Below are 16,814 nucleotides of genomic sequence, written 5' to 3' on the forward strand. Positions count from 1 at the left end.
GTTTACGGAAGGAGTGATTCGATGCCCATCGCGAATGACAACAGGCAGCAGGTTTTGCAGACATTCGGAAAAAGTCGTCCTTTTTTTGTCCCGAATGTCGGCCAGGCGGATTCCCGACTTCATTATTACGTAAAAGGAGCCGATTATGAAGCGTACTTCATGCCGGGAGAAGTTCTCCTGACGTTTCAAGAGAAGCCTGCCGGAGATTTTTCGCCCACAGCAGCCCTCGGCTCTATTTTTCCTCAATCCGCGGAGAAATGGAACAAGCAGGTACGCGGAGTCCGGCTGTCTTTGGCGTTTTTGGACTCCAACCCGGCAGCAAAGCCGACAGGCCGCAAGCTCGCTACAAGGACAGTCAACTATTTGAAGGGCAACGATTCTTCCAAATGGCATACAAATATTCCTACGTATGAGCACGTCGTCTATCCGAAGCTGTGGCCGGGAATTGACCTCGTGTTTCACGGTGATAACGGCCGGATCAAATACGAATTTGTCGTTCAGCCCGGTGCGAAGGTGGCAGACATCCGTTTTGCCTATCGCGGAGCAAAATCGTTGTCTCTGGATGAGCAAGGGAATCTCCTCATACACACCGAAATCGGGGAGCTTCGCGAAGCACGTCCGTTCAGTTACCAGCAGATCGGCGGGCGGAAGGCAAGCGTCGGCAGTTCCTTTTTGCTCGAACAGCAACTAGATGGCGCACCCGTCATCCGCTTTCAGATCGGAGCTGACTACGATCCGCATTACCCGCTCGTCATCGATCCTGAGCTGGAGTACTCCACGTATTTGGGCGGAGGGAATTTCGAGATCGGCTTTGCGATCGCGGTCGATGCAGCGGGGAACGCCTACGTGACAGGCTCTACAAACACTCCCGAAACGGCTGCCGTTCCTTTTCCCGTCACTCCCGGGGCCTTTCAAACAACATTTGGCGGGACATCGGATGCATTCGTCGCGAAACTGAATCCCGCCGGAAACACTTTCCTGTACTCCACTTACCTTGGTGGAGGGGGGATCGACCAAGGTTCGGCGATCGCCGTCGACTCCTTGGGAAACGCCTACATCACAGGCAACACGAACAGCTCTCAAACGAATCCGGTTCCGTTTCCCATCACTCCGGGGGCCTTTCAAACGACTTTTGGCGGAGCGCTGGATGCATTCGTTACCAAACTGAACCCTGCGGGCAACGCCCTCGTTTACTCCACCTACCTTGGCGGGGATTCCATCGATTTCGGCTCGGGTATTACCGTCGACGCCGCCGGAAACGCCTATATCGTCGGCACTACGGCAACTTCTCAATTGGATTTCACACCTTTCCCCATTACTCCCGGCGCGTTTCAAACGTCGTTTGGAGGGAACACAGATGTGTTTGTCACCCAATTGAATGCCGCGGGCAACGCGCTCATCTACTCTACCTATCTGGGCGGAGGATCGTTCGATTCCGGGGCCGCCATCGCGGTCGATTCCTTGGGAAACGCGTACGTCACGGGAAGTACCTCTACTCCCGAGACCGATCCCGTTCCCTTCCCGATCACCTCGGGTTCCTTCCAAACGCTTTACGGGGGAGGCAGCTCTGACGCGTTTATTGCCAAACTGAACGCCACTGGCAGCACGCTTGTCTACTCTACCTATCTGGGCGGCGGGCAAAACGATGCAGGAGCTGCCATCGCGATGGATACGGCAGGCAACGCATACGTGGCCGGAAGCACCGCTACCCTCCAGACCGATCCCGTCCCTTTTCCAATCACCCCGGGCGCCTTCCAGACGGTCCACGGAGGGGGGCTCTTAGATGCATTTGTCACCAAGCTGAACCCGACAGGCAGCGCGCTTGTGTTTTCTACCTATCTGGGCGGCAGTCAGGACGATCAGGCTTTCGGGATCGCACTTGATTCCTTGCCAAACGTCTACGTGGCGGGTATCACCAACACACCGCAAACAGCACCCGTCCCTTTTCCAATCACACTGAATGCCTTTCAACGCAACTACGGGGGCGGCAGCCACGATGCATTCGTGACCAGCCTGAACACCGCAGGCAACGCTCTCCGCTATTCCACCTACTTGGGAGGCGGGCAAGACGACCAAGCTTTCGGCATCTCCGTAGATGGATCGGGAAACGCCTACGTGACAGGCATTACTTCCACTCCTGAAACAGATCCGGTTCCGTTTCCCATTACTCCAGGGGCAGCGCAGACTTTATTTGGAGGGAATCTGGACGCATTTATCGTCAAAATCATCGTGCCAGCTCCGCCGATCCCTATCAACGTCCTCGAAGTCTGCATCCGCGTCCCCAAAATATACGACTGGGTCTACACTGCGCTCTCGGGCCGAAACGAAGTCCGGATTCCAGACGAGTGCCGCCCGCTGGTGGAAGCCGCAATCCTGGCCGGTCAGCGTATCGATATCCAATGTGCAACGCCGCTTGTTCCACCATCATCCGGACACGTCCAGCCACCGTGCTGTTCAGACGCTGCTTGCTCGATTATCAGCATCCGCCGCGACACCAGTCTCGTTTACGGAAACGCAGTGCGAATGGGCATCGTCCACTTTCTGCTTCGCTCCACGCAGTTGATCCGCGTATTTGCCGACAGCGCGCTGCTGTGCGAATTTTCGGCTCCTGCCCAGCTCGACAGCGAAATCGCGCTTTGTTTGCCCGAGCCTCTGAATGCCTCCAACATCCGCTACCACATCGTCGCCAGCGAGTGTACGCCGAGCAGCCATGTACTGTTGGACGGCAGGGTCGCCATGGACATCGTCATCTGCATGCAGATCCAGGTGGAAACGGATGTGAAGCTGGAAGTGCTCGCCAAACTTTGCGCACCTCGTCCGAACTCGTTCCCGGTTCCCGTCCCGACCCCATCGTTCCGTTGCCCGCCCATTGCTTTCCCGCCGCAATGCCCGAGCCTGTTCCCGCAATGAGCAACGATCGTCAAGCCGGGAGACGTGCGTTTTTTGCAAAAAGGCAGCTGGCGCTTCGGACTTTTCATTCTCGTTCCAAGCTCGGCTGCCTTCTGTTTGCTGTCCGGATAGTCCCATTTTAGTCAGTGATCGCCGCGCTCAAAATTTTGTATCGCAAGAAGCGCGAAATGGAAAACATCAGGATTCCATATTATGGTATAATTTTCGGTTAGCAGGAGCAGTCTGGGATTACTCCCGACCTTCGCAACTGTTCAAGTTGTCCGTTCAAGTTGTCCGCAACTCCATCGCACGCAAAAATCAAATTGGTAATGGGTGACCTCAATGATAAAACAGCTCGCAGTTAAAATGCCTTTAGTCTACAAACTCAGAATCCTTCAGCTTCGTTTAAAGAGAACGACTCGCAATCTGTTTGTGAATTTTGCCAATAAGCGAATGGTTGATCGCTTCCCCCATGTAGTCAAACGCCATCAATCGCTTTTAAGGAGAAAATTGGGTACATCCGATCCGATGTTACAGGAAAATAAAATTACCAATCTACGCATTGCCCTAAAATCCATGGACGGGATTGTTTTGAAGCCAGGTGAAACCTTTTCGTTTTGGCATTTAATCGGGAAACCGAAAGCGAGCAAAGGGTATATTGACGGATTGTTGTTATCGCAAGGTGAAGTGAAGACAGGTATTGGGGGAGGATTATGCCAGTTAGCGAATTTGCTTTTTTGGCTTGCCTTGCATACACCGTTAGAAATCACGGAGAGACATCATCATAGTTTTGATCCGTTTCCAGACGAGCATAGGGTCTTGCCTTTCGGGAGTGGGGCAAGCGTATTTTTTAATTACGTGGATTTGCGTTTCTTTAATCCCACCAATAATCAATTTCAATTTCACGTTTGGCTAACCGACCAACATCTAAAAGGAATTGTTTTTTGTGAAAACGAGTTGCCCTTTTCCTACCATTTGGAAGAAAGAAATCATCAATTCCATCATATAGACGGGAAGAATTTTAGAGAGAACGAAATATGGAGGAGAGTCATTGATAAACGAACCGGGAATCTTCTGCATGAAGAATTGATGATTCACAATTATTCTGAAGTCAAATATGAAATAACTCGGTAGGGGCACCAAGAACCTATCTTGATTTGCCGTAATGCAAAAGTTGTTGAATGCTCAACACCCGCTGTTCCGTTCTGCCAAAACATTTGCTATCTTGCCTGCCCTGTTTCCTGCCCCCTTTTTTGCGATACGAATGAAAAAAATCTTTAGCCAAAATGTCTCTATCCGTTAGCTGACACTCGATTAGACGTTCAGCCACTTCAGGCTGTTCAATCTGCATGTTTGGCACGACCGAAATCGTTGCGAGCCATAAGCCATAAAGGAAGGAAGTCCAGCTCGATTGTGCCTCTCTCTGACTTGCTCCTCTGGTGATTAGGGCAGTTATTGGCAAATGTCCTCATTACCTTTATTCATCTTCCTTGTCAAAAAAGCCGCTCGGTTGACCGACTCTTCCGCACTTTACTCAAGCTTTTCCAAGAAAAAACCCCAGATAAATCCTAAGGATCAGCCGCCAACGACTAATTTGTTTGGATCAACAAACGACATGACCGTTTTGTTGACCGCAAGCAGTCACATCCCGTTTGCTGAAAAAAGTATCGACGTTTTTCACAGAGAAAACCCTGCTCCTTGGATACTTGAAATATTACCCGCCGAATCCTCCGATACTAAATAAAGTGTCCAATATCCTGGCTCGGTAATAGTAAATCCATCCAAAAGCACCTGTTTCCGTTGATCGGCTGTTACATTCAATTGTCCAGATCGTACGATTCTCGGATCATTCCGGGCCATAATCAAACTTTTATTAGGCATAACGTTAAAATCCGCGTCCCTGACGAAGATATAGTAAATAGTCCCGGGCTCATCTGACCAAACCTCAAAATCTGCCGTGGTCGATGTGTGATTTCCAAGCATTACATTCACGTTTGGAGCAATTGTATCATCGTGCGGTGTAACGATATGCAGTTCGCCTTGGGCGATATTGACATTATTCTTGTAAAAATGAAGCGTGATGTCATAGCTAGTATCCGCACGTAATGTTTTAATAGCACCAAATCCATAAGTCTCCCCGTAATTGAAGACCCTGTATTCCTGCCCCTTTACATAAGCCACCATGTAATCGGCATAGTCGCTATCTGACCACCTCCATCTAAATTGGACTTGCTCCGCACTTAGTGCTGTCTGTTCGATTGTTACTGATAAGCTATTTCCGGGTCACCCTGGACCTACACCGTGCGAGCGACTTTCATCGCACACGGCGTTCCATCAACAAATAAGAAGATAACGATTTACAACGGGCAGATTTAGGGTAAAGGGAGCAAGCTTATCTTGCAGCTAACTAAAGTTATCGTTTCAACCCGCGCGATTTGATGAATGGCGGGATAATTGAATCTCCAGCCCCATGCCAGAAGATCAGTTAAACCAATGGATGATCATTTCAATTGCCATAACGACGGGCCCAATTCAGAAATTTTTTCATCATCACAATCTCCTCCTTAGTTTAGCGCTTAATAGCGCCTTCGCTAAGTAAGGACATCGGGAGAAAGATTTTAATAAACGACGAGAGGTAACCGGTAACAGGCATGAAGAAGCGTGAGCGGAAAATTTTTTCAAAATCGCAGCGCGAAACATCCTCAGCGGCGATGTTACACAGCTGGAACTAATCCACTTTCAGAGCATCACAAAAATGTCCAGCCGTTACATAGATAAGAAGTACATCACAGAGACGTTCCCGTAGTGGAACGACCAGGTCGAGATCCGAAAAAATATGAACCTTTCTGACGGGAAGTACCCCACTTAAAAGAGGCATTTTACCAGTTTCTTGTCTTTCTTCAGCTGAAGGACCCCTTCTCGTTGCTCCGGCAGAACAAATCGGATCGAGAACGGATTGTCTATCTGGAATGCCCTCTCAACACACCAACCCTTCCATATGTTACAAGAGATCAGACGGCATGGCGGTTCGCCACTGACTGTACCGCAAGGATGTTGTCGATTACAAAGACACGCGGCGCTTTTCTCGTGAGGCAGTACGCTTTCAGTCGGTCGTCTGAAATTTCGATGGGACGCAAAGTTCGCTGTGTAGTGCGGCCGTCACTGCCAAGGTAAATAATCCGGATGTGCTGACGCTGTTGTATGGCTCTTTGCAGTTGCCTTTTCATGCTGTTCGCCTCCAAACAGGAACGTTTGTTTGTATTATATGCGAACATAATACGAACATGCAAATAAAAAAAGCTCTACACTTGTAGAGCTTTGCAGAAGCATCGAACTGCCCTATAGCTACCCGGTTAAAATTTTTCAGGGAATTGCTTGACGATGCCTTCTGTCAAAATGTCCGCCAAATGAATCATATGGATCTCGTTTTTGTCCGTTGCTGCAATATCCGCTTTCCAATCTCCTTTGAGACAGTTCAGAACTATTTCCGTAATCAATTGAAGGTGCGCATAAAGCATATCTTGCAGCGTTTTAAACTGCCAGTTCGGATTCGCTGCACTTAAAAATTTCGAAATATCGTCAGCGTTTCTATGCCAGTCCGCCTCCAGCTTTTTCACATCCGCCTGATTGCCCCCTTTGGCAGCCGCTACAATTTTCCCAGCGATCAAAATATGCTCTCTGAGAAGATCAGCCAGCTTATTTCCGGCGGCTTCCCCATAATAAGGCTTGATCAGATTCCCGATATCCTGCTGGTTCTGCAAAAGTCGGTCCAAAACGTCCTTCTGGTCTGGACGATTCGATATGGCACTGACAATGTAGCTTCTCGTCCATATTGTATGGTCGATCCAGACTTTCTGCATATCTGTCTTCAACTGCACCATTTTGGGACTGAGGCAAACTGAATCAGCGGCCTTCCCCTCTTTGGCTTGCACGGATACTACTGCCTGCATCATGCTAAAAACGAGTGCCAAGGTCAACAGTAACGCAAGCATCCGTTTGATTTTCATATTCATCTGCTCCTCTGTTCATAGGAAATAAGTCTTTTCAGGCTGTTTTATTATCGTTGAGATACCTGATTTTATACATTACACTTGCCACTTTGAGGTTATTTAGGGTTGTTTTCAATGGTTGCCAAAAGATAGATGAAATGCTCATGGAGTTGTTCAAACAGGCAACAGCCCTCCCCCCGGTTATCCCCTGGACGGAGGGCTGTGTTTTTGTCGCGTTGTTTTTTCTGTTGTCCGGTCAGGCATCGTAAACATGAGCCAGGGCAACTCGCTCAGTCCGCCTGCTGGATCGTTGGTCAATCGCTTTTTCCAGGCGCTCGAGTTGTTCAGTAGTCTTTTGGCAGTCAAACACTGTCAATTGCCTTCAAGCCGGCTTCACGTTTCCAGCCCTCCAGCTTCAAGGCCGTAGACGTTTCTTTATCGATAAAATTGTCAGGCTTATCAACATCATACTTATCTGGCCTATCCGTCTCAATCAACTTGATCAAATTATGCGGGTACGCTGGGTCAGCAACGTCACCCGTCTTCCATATCTTCTGGAAAACGCTTCTGCTGAGTGATCCAAGTGACACAATTCTACTAGCACTTAGCGGAATCAATGCATAAGTTGTTGAAGCGTCATGTCCTGCTGCCATTACTGGCCCGTCTGGTGAGAATGTGACAGGTGCACTGTCTGATCCAAGACTTTACTCGTATTTTGCACCCAACTTCCAAGTGATTCTAGAACAACCGTGTTCCTTCCCCCTTTCCAAAAGAAAAAGCCGCTCGGTTGAGCGACTTCGAAAGTAATGACTGATGGAGCGCTGTCTAATCTGCAGTACCAGTATAGAAAGGCAAACCGATAGGCGAAGAAGCATTGTGAGCTGCATCTTCAGCTGTTACATAAAGAGTGTAGTTGGTATGACCAGGAGTCAATCCACTTAGATGGACATTATTTGGGCTACTAAAACTCGCTGCGATATAACCACTATCTACTGCAAGGTTCCCTTGTCCGTCAGTTCCTGCCTTAATCTGAGAGCTGTTCGGTGCGGAAGCATTGCTAGGAACTACAACAAAATAGAGGGTTCCATCCTCATTCACATTGAACTTCAGATCAGCATCTGTGGCTCCAATCCGATAATCGTGATTCACAAATGTGAATGTTGGTGGTGTCGTATCGCTATTCTCGCCTTATCCCTTTTCTATTTCTCGGTTTATAACGAGCCTACACCGTACAGGCGACTTTCATCGCACACGGCGTTCCATCAACGGATAACAAAGGAGATTTACAACGGGCCAATTAAGCGTAAATATTTACAGGATTTGAATGCAACATTTGAATCCACGTAGCAAGTGATAACAAAACAGCCGATTGGATAAATCGGGGAGCCACTCGACAATCAGCTTCATCAAGGAACAGTCAAAAGAAGTTTTCACTGGGTTCGAACCAGCGCCCCACACCTCTTACTTACTTTTACTTACTTTGTATAAAAAAAGACTTTTAATAAAAGTCTCGTGGATTTGAATCACATTCTATTTTTAAAGGCATAAACCAATTTCTCAGGAATTTTCGTGTATCTGAAACTGTTATCGGAACATCGCCTTTTTGAATATCGAGGTACAGGCTATAGCCTCCATCAGATTTAGACTCAATTGGAATCAAGTCAATAAATTCGTTAAAATCTTTTACTGCTTCGCTGGCGCTATCTATTTGTGGTTTGGTTACATCACTTACAATCATCAAAAATTGTCTCTTCAACAATACACCCCATTGTTTTTATTTTCATTATATCACAGTAATGAAAAGCAGGTGGGAAACGAACAGTTGGCGACTTATCGATCTTATCAGAAAATGGTGGCTAACCGCCGCCCTTTGTATTGAGGTTTTGGGTGGGTCATTTGTACCTCTGGTGGCACTTCACTATCCCTACGCAAGTTGAATAGGTCTTTTGGCATCCTCACTCAGAAGACAGCTTTGCGGAAAATTCGATTCCATGATATCCGTCATCCTCATGCAAGCTTGCTATTGAAACAAGGAGTAAATTCGAAAAGGTTGTATTAGAAATGCTAGATCTGGCCAATGTCCGTATTACATTAGATACATATAGAAACCTTTGCCTAATCTCCAGAGAGACACCCGGGATGGATTTGGTAATATATTCTACAAAACCCGAAAATAGCCTAGGTTCGTATCAAAATACAAATTCGTATCAAAACCAATGAAACAACCAAATGACAACAATAAGAAAAACCCCTTGATTACCAAGAGGTTTCAGCATTCATTATATGGTGATCCGGACTGGGTTCGAACCAGCGACCCCCACCCTGTCAAGACGCCAGACCTATTTTGTTGTAGTTTGTTTAAGTTAGATAAACGTTGATATTACAGCATTTTAGTGGTTTGTATGTTTGTTAGGCATTAGCTCTCATTGGTGTCTTTTTTTACGTTTCGGCACCACTTTCGGCACCACTTTTCCATTCATGATTGTCCCTTTAACTATCGAGGGAACACACGCTTAAAAATCCTATATGAGCGACAGACCCTAATCACCTAAGCTATCGTCAAATCGTTTAACTGCACTATGGCTTGTATGTCTCTTGGTTTCAAGAAGTAGAATAATCATTTAAGATTTCTTCTTTTTCTGCCGGTAGATGACAACATTCCTTTTTATTAGGTGAAGAGTTATTAGCTCAGATTAAACTGTCTGTAGCTGGTCGTGATCTGACACAGAAGGAATTAAAGATGCTTCTTGCTTTACTATTTATGGAACGTAGTTTTGATCTTGATTAATCCCAATAACCGATCTGAGGTTAATACCTAAAAATGCAGAGAGCTTATCTAAATCCACATGCTTGCATTCGATGTCAATCACCATCCTGTTGTATGAGAAAATTATACTTTTATCAATTTACACAAGTTTATTATACCACAAAACAAGAACTTTCGTTTACTTTTCCCGAAATAATTTACAATTTCTTTCAACTCCTTCCATCTGTAACAAAAAAAACCGCACGACACATCTTCTGCAGGTTCTCTGCTAGAGAAGAATGATCGTGCGGTACTTCCGCTACGTACAATATTAATTTGATGCAATAATACCATTAGCTAATTTATCTGTCAACTTTTGTGCTAGTTGCAGAAGTTTTATGTGGACTTCGCATCAAAAATTATGCAACAATCATATGCATTTGATCTTTTATTGAATAATACTACGACAAGAATATGAATTTGTACAATTAAGAGCATTTTACTAGATTTGAGATGATTTCTTTACAATGTCAAGAAATCATCGGACTCTATTTGCTTCCTTGTTGTAGGACATTTTCCTTCACAACTTCATCATGATTTGAAGTTTTTGGAACATCTATTTCTAAAACCAGAGGCAAACATTTGTATCTTGTTTTTCTTAATAAGGGTCAGTTTATCTTCTAAAATAAATGCATCCCATTCGCGGTACTGCTCTGATCAATTTTAATTTTTCTTAATTGTTACTCTAACACTTTGTACGTGGTACTATTTTCCTAGAGGTGAAAATAATCATGGAAGTCATATTCGAACCACCAAATTTAAAACAAGAATTAGACGCGCTTTTTAAATTTTGTAAGGAGTACGAAATTGAAATTGAATTAGATCATTATTATTATCCTGTTGAGGAAGGAGACGATGAAGAAGAGCTTGATAATAATCGTCCTGTCAAGCCAATTAATTACAACACATCAGTAAAATTGTGGCTTCCAAGGGCAACCTATGATTATGACTGTAATCTTAATTACATCTTAGAAATAGTTAACGAAGCGAAAAATGGCGAGATTATGGGTAATTTCAAATTCATAGGTCTCAACACTGCATTAATTAGAATAGATACTGATAATTGGGGACTCTTTAATAGAATATATGAGATAAGTAATTTGAAGAGTTCTATTTCTGTCTCGCAGAAAATTTATACATTAGAGATAATTCACGGACTAACTAGTTTCGGCATCTTACTTACAATTGAAGGTAAGTTTAGCAAATATGTTCCACCAGTCGATAGCGACGATGTATTCATATTAATTTCATGTCCAGATGGAATAGAAAATGAAGTAATCGATAAACTATTTAATTCTTATGTTTTCGAGCTCAGATCAACTTTAGGTTTAGAACTCCATATAGGAGTTCGACCAGATTATGACCCATGGGAAGAAGTTGAACCAGAAAATCTTGAAAACCCCATTGAGGTTAAGCTCAGACCATTAATTTATGGAAAAGGAATTAATGAACTGTTAGAAATCTATAACTCAAGTAGTAATTCCCATACTCCAGAAAATTTAATTTTAGCTTATACACGAGTTATTGAGTACGTATCACAAACAGTAATACGCAAAGACCTGATCGAAAAAACTGTAAATAAGTTATCTAGTCCCAGAGCTTTAACCCCAGATGCAAATTACATTTTAGAATTAGGGAAAATTTATGAAGAACATAGAAATACTAATCAAAAGGATTTTTTGCTATTAGATTAACAATCGAAGCTTGTTGTGACTTACTCGAATTAGAAAACTTTTTACCACAGTTCCTTAAGAAAAATATAAAAATTAACATCGATAGTAAGCTTGATGATCGCCAGAAAGCGTTTGAAAAAATCGCTAATTCTATTTCCAATACAAGAAACATGTTTGCACACGCAAAAACGAATTATCAAGCAAAGGGGGATGAATGTCCTCAAGATCAGCTCCATGACTTTGCAAAGTTTGTAGATGTAATAGCACAGCAAATCATTAGATGGTTTTCTAGACAACATGAAGATACTCGCCTAGTTTAGGCTTTTATGTCATATATCCTCTAAAACCCGTCCCCTTAGTACAATTTTAGACGCCATTAAGGTTATGGCAGAAGTTTAGCGAATGGTATGCAAGTCCAAACAATACATCAAGATTTATCTTGAGCGAGAACAGTTCCCCGTGCCACTGAAGACTCTTGCAAGTGGCCCGCTCTAGCTCCGGGGCCAAATCCAGAAGTGGATGGATACACCAAGGCCTCGTGGGCATAGAAAGAGGACCAATAAAAAATTTATCAATTGAGGGTGATCATATGGCAGACTATGGACAGGAAGTAGTAAAGATTTTTTTAAGTGGGTATGGGTTAGAGGTAAAGAAAATCAAAGAAGGTTCCACAAAAACACCTGACTTTGATGTTTTAATGCACAGTAAGAGAGTATTCTATTGTGAAGAGAAAACTCTTGAATATGATGATTTCGAGGGCCACAAGGATGACCCGGTCTATAATTCCATTTCAGCTCACATTCACAAAGCAGCGAAGCAATTCAATAGTATAAACCCTAATCACGAAGTTCCTAATGTTTTGGCCTTTACCAGCCTTGATTCAAGTAAGGATATACATGATCTAATCATAACTATTACTGGCAATGCCTTGTTAGAAGGAGGAGGTGTTCTAAAAATACGAAATGTAGGACATCGTTTAGATGAAGACCTCGATGTCATCGACCTTTTCCTATGGTTTGATCAAGAAAAGTTCATTAATTTTGTTATAGGAAGAAATTCAAAATATGAACAAGAATTGCTTAAAGTTTTTAACATTACCGAGTAGTAACTTGCCTTTAAGAACCCGCCAAGATGTTAAGCCTGGCGGGTTGTTTACTAGCCAGCTAGTATAAAATCAACGAAAACTGGCGATCGCAGAAGGCCGCTCTTTGTCCAGTTACGGAATTTTAATCTTGGCTTTTATCTGCTCTATAGTATCTTTCTTTAAATGACGGTTGATTTTTCTCAAACATAGTCTTTTCTTTTTGTAAAAATTCCCTAATATATGCGTTTTCCATTCTATTTATTCCACCCATGTGCGACGGAATTATTAATTTATTGGCATCTTTGGAGATTTTAATCCATGGAAAGTTAATTCTCTTCGATATTTTATTTTGGCTAATATGAATGAGCCTACCATTTGAGTCAGCCGACTTGAAGGATGCAACTTCTCTCTCTAACTCTTTAATCTTTGGTGTTCGTCTGTTCCCAAAATGAATTCCTTCAATATATTCTCTTCTAGTTTTTTGGTTAAAAAACACGTTATTATATGCGTTTAAGTAAAATAACTCATTTAATTGATCGACATCTCTTGCTTTCCGTAAAGTTAATACGTTATCTTTTGCTTCGGGAATTTCATAGGAAAAACTGTCATAAAGCAATATACATTTTTGGGGTGATATAGGGAAAAAGAATTGCATCCCTCTATTAATATAACCAAATCCTCCCGGATATCGTTTAGTAAGATAAAATGAATTATACCGAATTAAAGGATTATCTGACGTAATAAATCTTCTTGCTCCTGTTTGTTCTACAATTAGAAGTGGTTCTAGATCAATAACAAAAGGTACACCCTCAATAGCTGCTTTAATACTGTGGTTAGCCGGTTCATTCAACTCGATTTTAAATTTTTCTAAATCGACGTCTTTAAAAGCAGGGTCTTCTTTCATTAATGTTTTTGCCACAAAATCTGCCACATTATTAGCGGAGTCGGCATGTTTCAAATTCCTTGCCTCACTAACAAGTAAAAACATAACAAGGTGTAAATAATCTTCCTCATTATTCGGAAATTCATTCTTATCAAGAATTTTTCTAATAATCGAAGATGCTTTTGCTTCTATTTCTTCATTTAAGAAGTTTTCTACTTTTTTATCCGAACCATAAAAATTGTGCTTTTGACACATATCTTTGATGGAAGCATTCGGTATATATTTCGAATTGGTAATATTATAGGTATCTATTGCCTTTGTACTATCTGAAAAATTTCTTAAATAAAACTTTGGAACATAATGTTGTCTGTTTTTTTCCGCCATTTTTTCACCTTAAATTTTTTTATCTTAATTATGTATTATTGAAATACTCATATCAATATTATTCCATTACAATCCTCTATATTTTAAAAGTTTGTGATTTTTCAAGTCATCAACACTCTTCTTTTGTCACTTATAGTCCTCCTTAATTCGCTTTTTAAACCGTAATATGATTCATAGAAATCCACTGGCTATCTTCATCGGTCAGTGTAGCAAGAACAACCCGCCCTTTATTATCGGTGCGGGTTGTAACTTATAAAGGGTTTAGTTTTTGAGCGATACTTACACCGCCGGAGCCATTAACAATAACCTCTGAAACCTTGTATTTACTATCTTGTGCATTTCCCCACCCTAGAACTGTACCAATTATTTTATCGCCTTTTTCAGTACCGATTACATCATTCGCTAAGTCTGTTGTGACTGTTACTTTGAATTTGTCATCAATCTTTGTCATATCCACTGCCTTAATATTCGCGTACCAGGACGTTTCCTTAAAGCTGCCTTCCAGATATGTTTTAAATTCTTGGATTGCAGCTTTGGTCTCCTCTTCCTGTTGTTGACTAATCGCTGCCTGTTTTGTTGATGTCGTCGAATCAACGCTGCAACCATACAAAAGAGAACTCAATAGTACTCCAGTAACCATAACGAGTTTGTATTTTTTCACGAACACTAGCCCCTTTATCTATAACATTTGGGACTAATTGTATATTACGTTTTTTCACAATGCAATGCTTTCAAGACTGCAGCGTCTTCTCAACACCGCCATTTTAAAAAGGCGGGTTGTCTACTGCTGCTATCTCTCTGTTCATTCTATGCACGCCCGTTCGCTTGCTGCTTGGCATCGTACAGAAAATTGTTAAGGCGAACTTGGCATTCAGCTTTTAAATGCGACACGTTATAGAGACATTCTTCTTGTCGGCCACGGACAGTCACAACTACAGAGTATACGTGATACTGTGAAATCAGATAAAGTTACAACTGAAGATTTTGTTGAGAATACAGTGGGAAAAGCAAAATTACAATTAATCTTCTGGTATATAGGTACGGCACTTGCTTTAGGTACTTTAGTTTTTGGGATTATTAGATTCCTAAAACCTTAAAAAAAAGCGCTTAATAGCGCTTTTTTCATTTGCTCTCTTGCCGCATGAAAAGAAGATATCTATGTTTATCCCTGTCGTAAATGTAAAGATGATTACTTTCAATCTCAGTTGGCTTATTGCCCAAAACAATCCGATTTGAATCTAAGGAATACAAAACAAAAAGTGGCTGATTTTGCACTGTTTCTATATGTGGGATAATCATTTTATATGAATTCTTTCCGGCGGGATTCTCTATTTTAAATTCATCACGATACAAATGAATTGAAAAATGAAAATAGACTAAAGCAAAAAGTGTGCTTGCCAAAATTGAGCCGAGTAGAGACAGCCAATCTGTTTCTTTGATCATTAGACGATACGTTGTAAATGCTGAACTGCAATATATGGAAAAGTAAGCACTAACGAAGTGTGTCAGAAGCAGAAATTTATAATATCGTTTGTTTTTGCTGTAATCAAGTTCATATTCTTCTTTACGAATTAGTTTTGAGTACAATGCCACGATCTTTCTTATAGCCAAATGGACCATGATGATACTGAAACTAATTAATAAGGTTATAATAATGAGCACGCCAAGCCAAATTAAAAAATATGAATCGTTGTCATTTTCTGCTATTGAAAGGGCTATTCCTCCACCTAGTAAATGCGAGAAAATAATCAGTATCAGTGTAAACATTAGCTGTTTATAGCCGGTTTCCCAACTTTGTTGATCCTTTGTATCGAATATTTTATCGAAGTCAGACTTTTTTACATATCTAATGAATGCTTTGATTAGCTTTACAACTGTCGAAATCAGGAATACCCCAAAGCCAATGATCATAATTAAGGGGTAATCTCTAGCAAAAATTGATAAGAAAGGTATTTCGTTCATACTTACCACTCCATTAACAAAAGGATATTTCATTTACTTTTTTAGTTACATACTTTAACTTTGAATATTCTCATGTGAAAAAGTCTTTTTTTACAGAAGAGAAAAAGTTAGAGATTACAAATAAAGCCCCACTTTTTAGTGGGGCAGCACAGTTATTCTCCAGCCGTCAGGTGGTCCAACTACGAGTGAACTACATCCCCATTCTGGTGGTCCGTACATTTGCCAACCAACACCGCCGTCCAGGCTCAGGTTCCAATCAGAGTCGGATACTTTAAGTTCCCATTCAGGACCACTATCCATCTTTATGCCTTCCCAATCGGGGCCTGAAGTTTTCATAGACCAACCTGGACCGTCATCAAGTTTCATTCCATCTTCCATTTTCCACTCAGGACCAGTAAATAGAACTTGGGGTCTTTCTCCAAGATCAAGACTCAGTGAAATACCACGTTCGCCAACATCTTTTAAATTATAGGTCATTCTATCACCTCACTTTTTTCAATCATACACCCAAACCAAATATTAGAAAAGATTCCGATGATTAGTTATACTGTATTAAAGGAGTGATCACTTTGAAATTCGGCATACGCAAGCCGAGTCTGAAAAAGAGATTAGCGGCCAAAACCAGTTTGAAACGGCAGATTGTTCACGGATACGGTCTGAAGATGCCTCGTGGATGGGGATGGATGCGCAATCCGAAAAAGTATGCTTACAACAAAGTCTATCATCGGACCACATTCGATTTGTTCGTATTGTTGAAAAAGATATTCAAATAGTCGAGTTATCAGGAGGAAGAATATGCTTATTAAAAGTCCAACCGTATTTAGCTATCAGGTTTTAAAACATATCGATGCCATTAAATTAGATTTATCACCGCCTGATAATACCATCACATTAGATGGAGCTATCACTTTGGTCAACATCGATGAGGTAAATGTCCTTCACATTGATAATAATTCCGTGAAAATATCTTTCGTTAGCAAAAGTTGTGAGGTTGCTCATTTCAGAATTTACCATGACGAAGTCTTAGTGGTTGACGAGAGCGCAAATCACATAACTAAAAAGTTGGACGAATAAAAAAAGCCCTCCCCGGATTGCTCCGAAGGAGGGCTGCTGTATATTAATTATCTCGAGATACAAAATTATA

The 16,814-nt window shown here is 42.1% G+C and carries 15 protein-coding genes; 6 read left to right on the forward strand and 9 right to left on the reverse strand.

Translation table 11 applies throughout. From position 1 onward, the window contains the following. Window positions 1-21: 21 nt before the first annotated feature. On the forward strand, window positions 22-2,910 hold the full coding sequence (locus tag M2298_RS20385) for a BMQ_0737 family morphogenetic spore coat protein (protein ID WP_173596942.1): 2,889 nt from the start codon (window positions 22-24) through the stop codon (window positions 2,908-2,910). Window positions 2,911-3,231: 321 nt separating this feature from the next. After that, the gene (locus M2298_RS20390; protein WP_173596941.1) at window positions 3,232-4,023 is read left to right on the forward strand and encodes a VanW family protein; all 792 of its coding nucleotides are present in this window, start codon (window positions 3,232-3,234) and stop codon (window positions 4,021-4,023) included. A gap of 543 nt (window positions 4,024-4,566) precedes the next feature. Here M2298_RS20390 and M2298_RS20395 read toward each other — a convergent pair. The 5 genes from M2298_RS20395 to M2298_RS20415 all read right to left on the reverse strand — a co-directional run bounded on the left by M2298_RS20395 (window position 4,567) and on the right by M2298_RS20415 (window position 8,616). Continuing rightward, a complete protein-coding gene (locus tag M2298_RS20395) occupies window positions 4,567-5,073 on the reverse strand; it encodes a hypothetical protein (protein WP_173596940.1) in 507 nt (168 codons plus the stop codon). An 827-nt stretch (window positions 5,074-5,900) separates the two neighbouring features. Continuing rightward, on the reverse strand, window positions 5,901-6,116 hold the full coding sequence (locus tag M2298_RS20400; protein ID WP_173596939.1) for a WYL domain-containing protein: 216 nt from the start codon (window positions 6,114-6,116) through the stop codon (window positions 5,901-5,903). 126 nt (window positions 6,117-6,242) lie between these two features. Then, the gene (locus tag M2298_RS20405; RefSeq protein ID WP_173596938.1) at window positions 6,243-6,896 is read right to left on the reverse strand and encodes a glycosyltransferase; all 654 of its coding nucleotides are present in this window, start codon (window positions 6,894-6,896) and stop codon (window positions 6,243-6,245) included. An 807-nt stretch (window positions 6,897-7,703) separates the two neighbouring features. After that, entirely contained in the window at window positions 7,704-8,027 is a 324-nt protein-coding gene (locus M2298_RS20410; protein WP_173596937.1) for a hypothetical protein, read from the reverse strand. A gap of 349 nt (window positions 8,028-8,376) precedes the next feature. Beyond that, the gene (locus tag M2298_RS20415; RefSeq protein ID WP_122964845.1) at window positions 8,377-8,616 is read right to left on the reverse strand and encodes a hypothetical protein; all 240 of its coding nucleotides are present in this window, start codon (window positions 8,614-8,616) and stop codon (window positions 8,377-8,379) included. 1,799 nt (window positions 8,617-10,415) lie between these two features. On the opposite strand from M2298_RS20415, the gene M2298_RS20420 reads away from it, so the two are divergent. Beyond that, window positions 10,416-11,378, forward strand: coding sequence for a hypothetical protein (locus M2298_RS20420; RefSeq protein WP_173596936.1), 963 nt, complete (start codon window positions 10,416-10,418; stop codon window positions 11,376-11,378). A 568-nt stretch (window positions 11,379-11,946) separates the two neighbouring features. Further along, window positions 11,947-12,462 (forward strand): hypothetical protein, encoded by a 516-nt coding sequence (locus tag M2298_RS20425; RefSeq protein WP_173596935.1) that lies wholly within the window; start codon window positions 11,947-11,949, stop codon window positions 12,460-12,462. 121 nt (window positions 12,463-12,583) lie between these two features. On the opposite strand, the gene M2298_RS20430 is transcribed toward M2298_RS20425, so the two are convergent. The 4 genes from M2298_RS20430 to M2298_RS20445 form a co-directional block, all read right to left on the reverse strand. After that, window positions 12,584-13,708: a DUF4238 domain-containing protein gene (locus M2298_RS20430; protein ID WP_173596934.1), complete on the reverse strand. Its 1,125-nt coding sequence runs from the start codon at window positions 13,706-13,708 to the stop codon at window positions 12,584-12,586. A gap of 250 nt (window positions 13,709-13,958) precedes the next feature. After that, entirely contained in the window at window positions 13,959-14,369 is a 411-nt protein-coding gene (locus tag M2298_RS20435) for a hypothetical protein (RefSeq protein ID WP_173596933.1), read from the reverse strand. A 461-nt stretch (window positions 14,370-14,830) separates the two neighbouring features. Beyond that, the gene (locus M2298_RS20440; protein WP_173596932.1) at window positions 14,831-15,670 is read right to left on the reverse strand and encodes a hypothetical protein; all 840 of its coding nucleotides are present in this window, start codon (window positions 15,668-15,670) and stop codon (window positions 14,831-14,833) included. A 135-nt stretch (window positions 15,671-15,805) separates the two neighbouring features. Then, window positions 15,806-16,147, reverse strand: a complete 342-nt coding sequence (locus tag M2298_RS20445) for a hypothetical protein (RefSeq protein ID WP_173596931.1) — start codon at window positions 16,145-16,147, stop codon at window positions 15,806-15,808. A 92-nt stretch (window positions 16,148-16,239) separates the two neighbouring features. Here M2298_RS20445 and M2298_RS20450 point away from each other — a divergent pair, with 92 nt between their 5' ends. Together M2298_RS20450 and M2298_RS20455 are read left to right on the forward strand one after the other, a co-directional pair. Continuing rightward, entirely contained in the window at window positions 16,240-16,443 is a 204-nt protein-coding gene (locus tag M2298_RS20450; RefSeq protein WP_229049710.1) for a hypothetical protein, read from the forward strand. 22 nt (window positions 16,444-16,465) lie between these two features. Further along, complete coding sequence (locus tag M2298_RS20455; RefSeq protein WP_173599827.1) at window positions 16,466-16,744, forward strand: hypothetical protein; 279 nt, start codon at window positions 16,466-16,468, stop codon at window positions 16,742-16,744. The last annotated feature ends 70 nt before the right edge of the window (window positions 16,745-16,814 follow it).

The sequence above is a fragment of the Brevibacillus sp. 1238 genome, assembly GCF_029892995.1.
In the GTDB taxonomy this organism is placed as follows: domain Bacteria; phylum Bacillota; class Bacilli; order Brevibacillales; family Brevibacillaceae; genus Brevibacillus; species Brevibacillus parabrevis.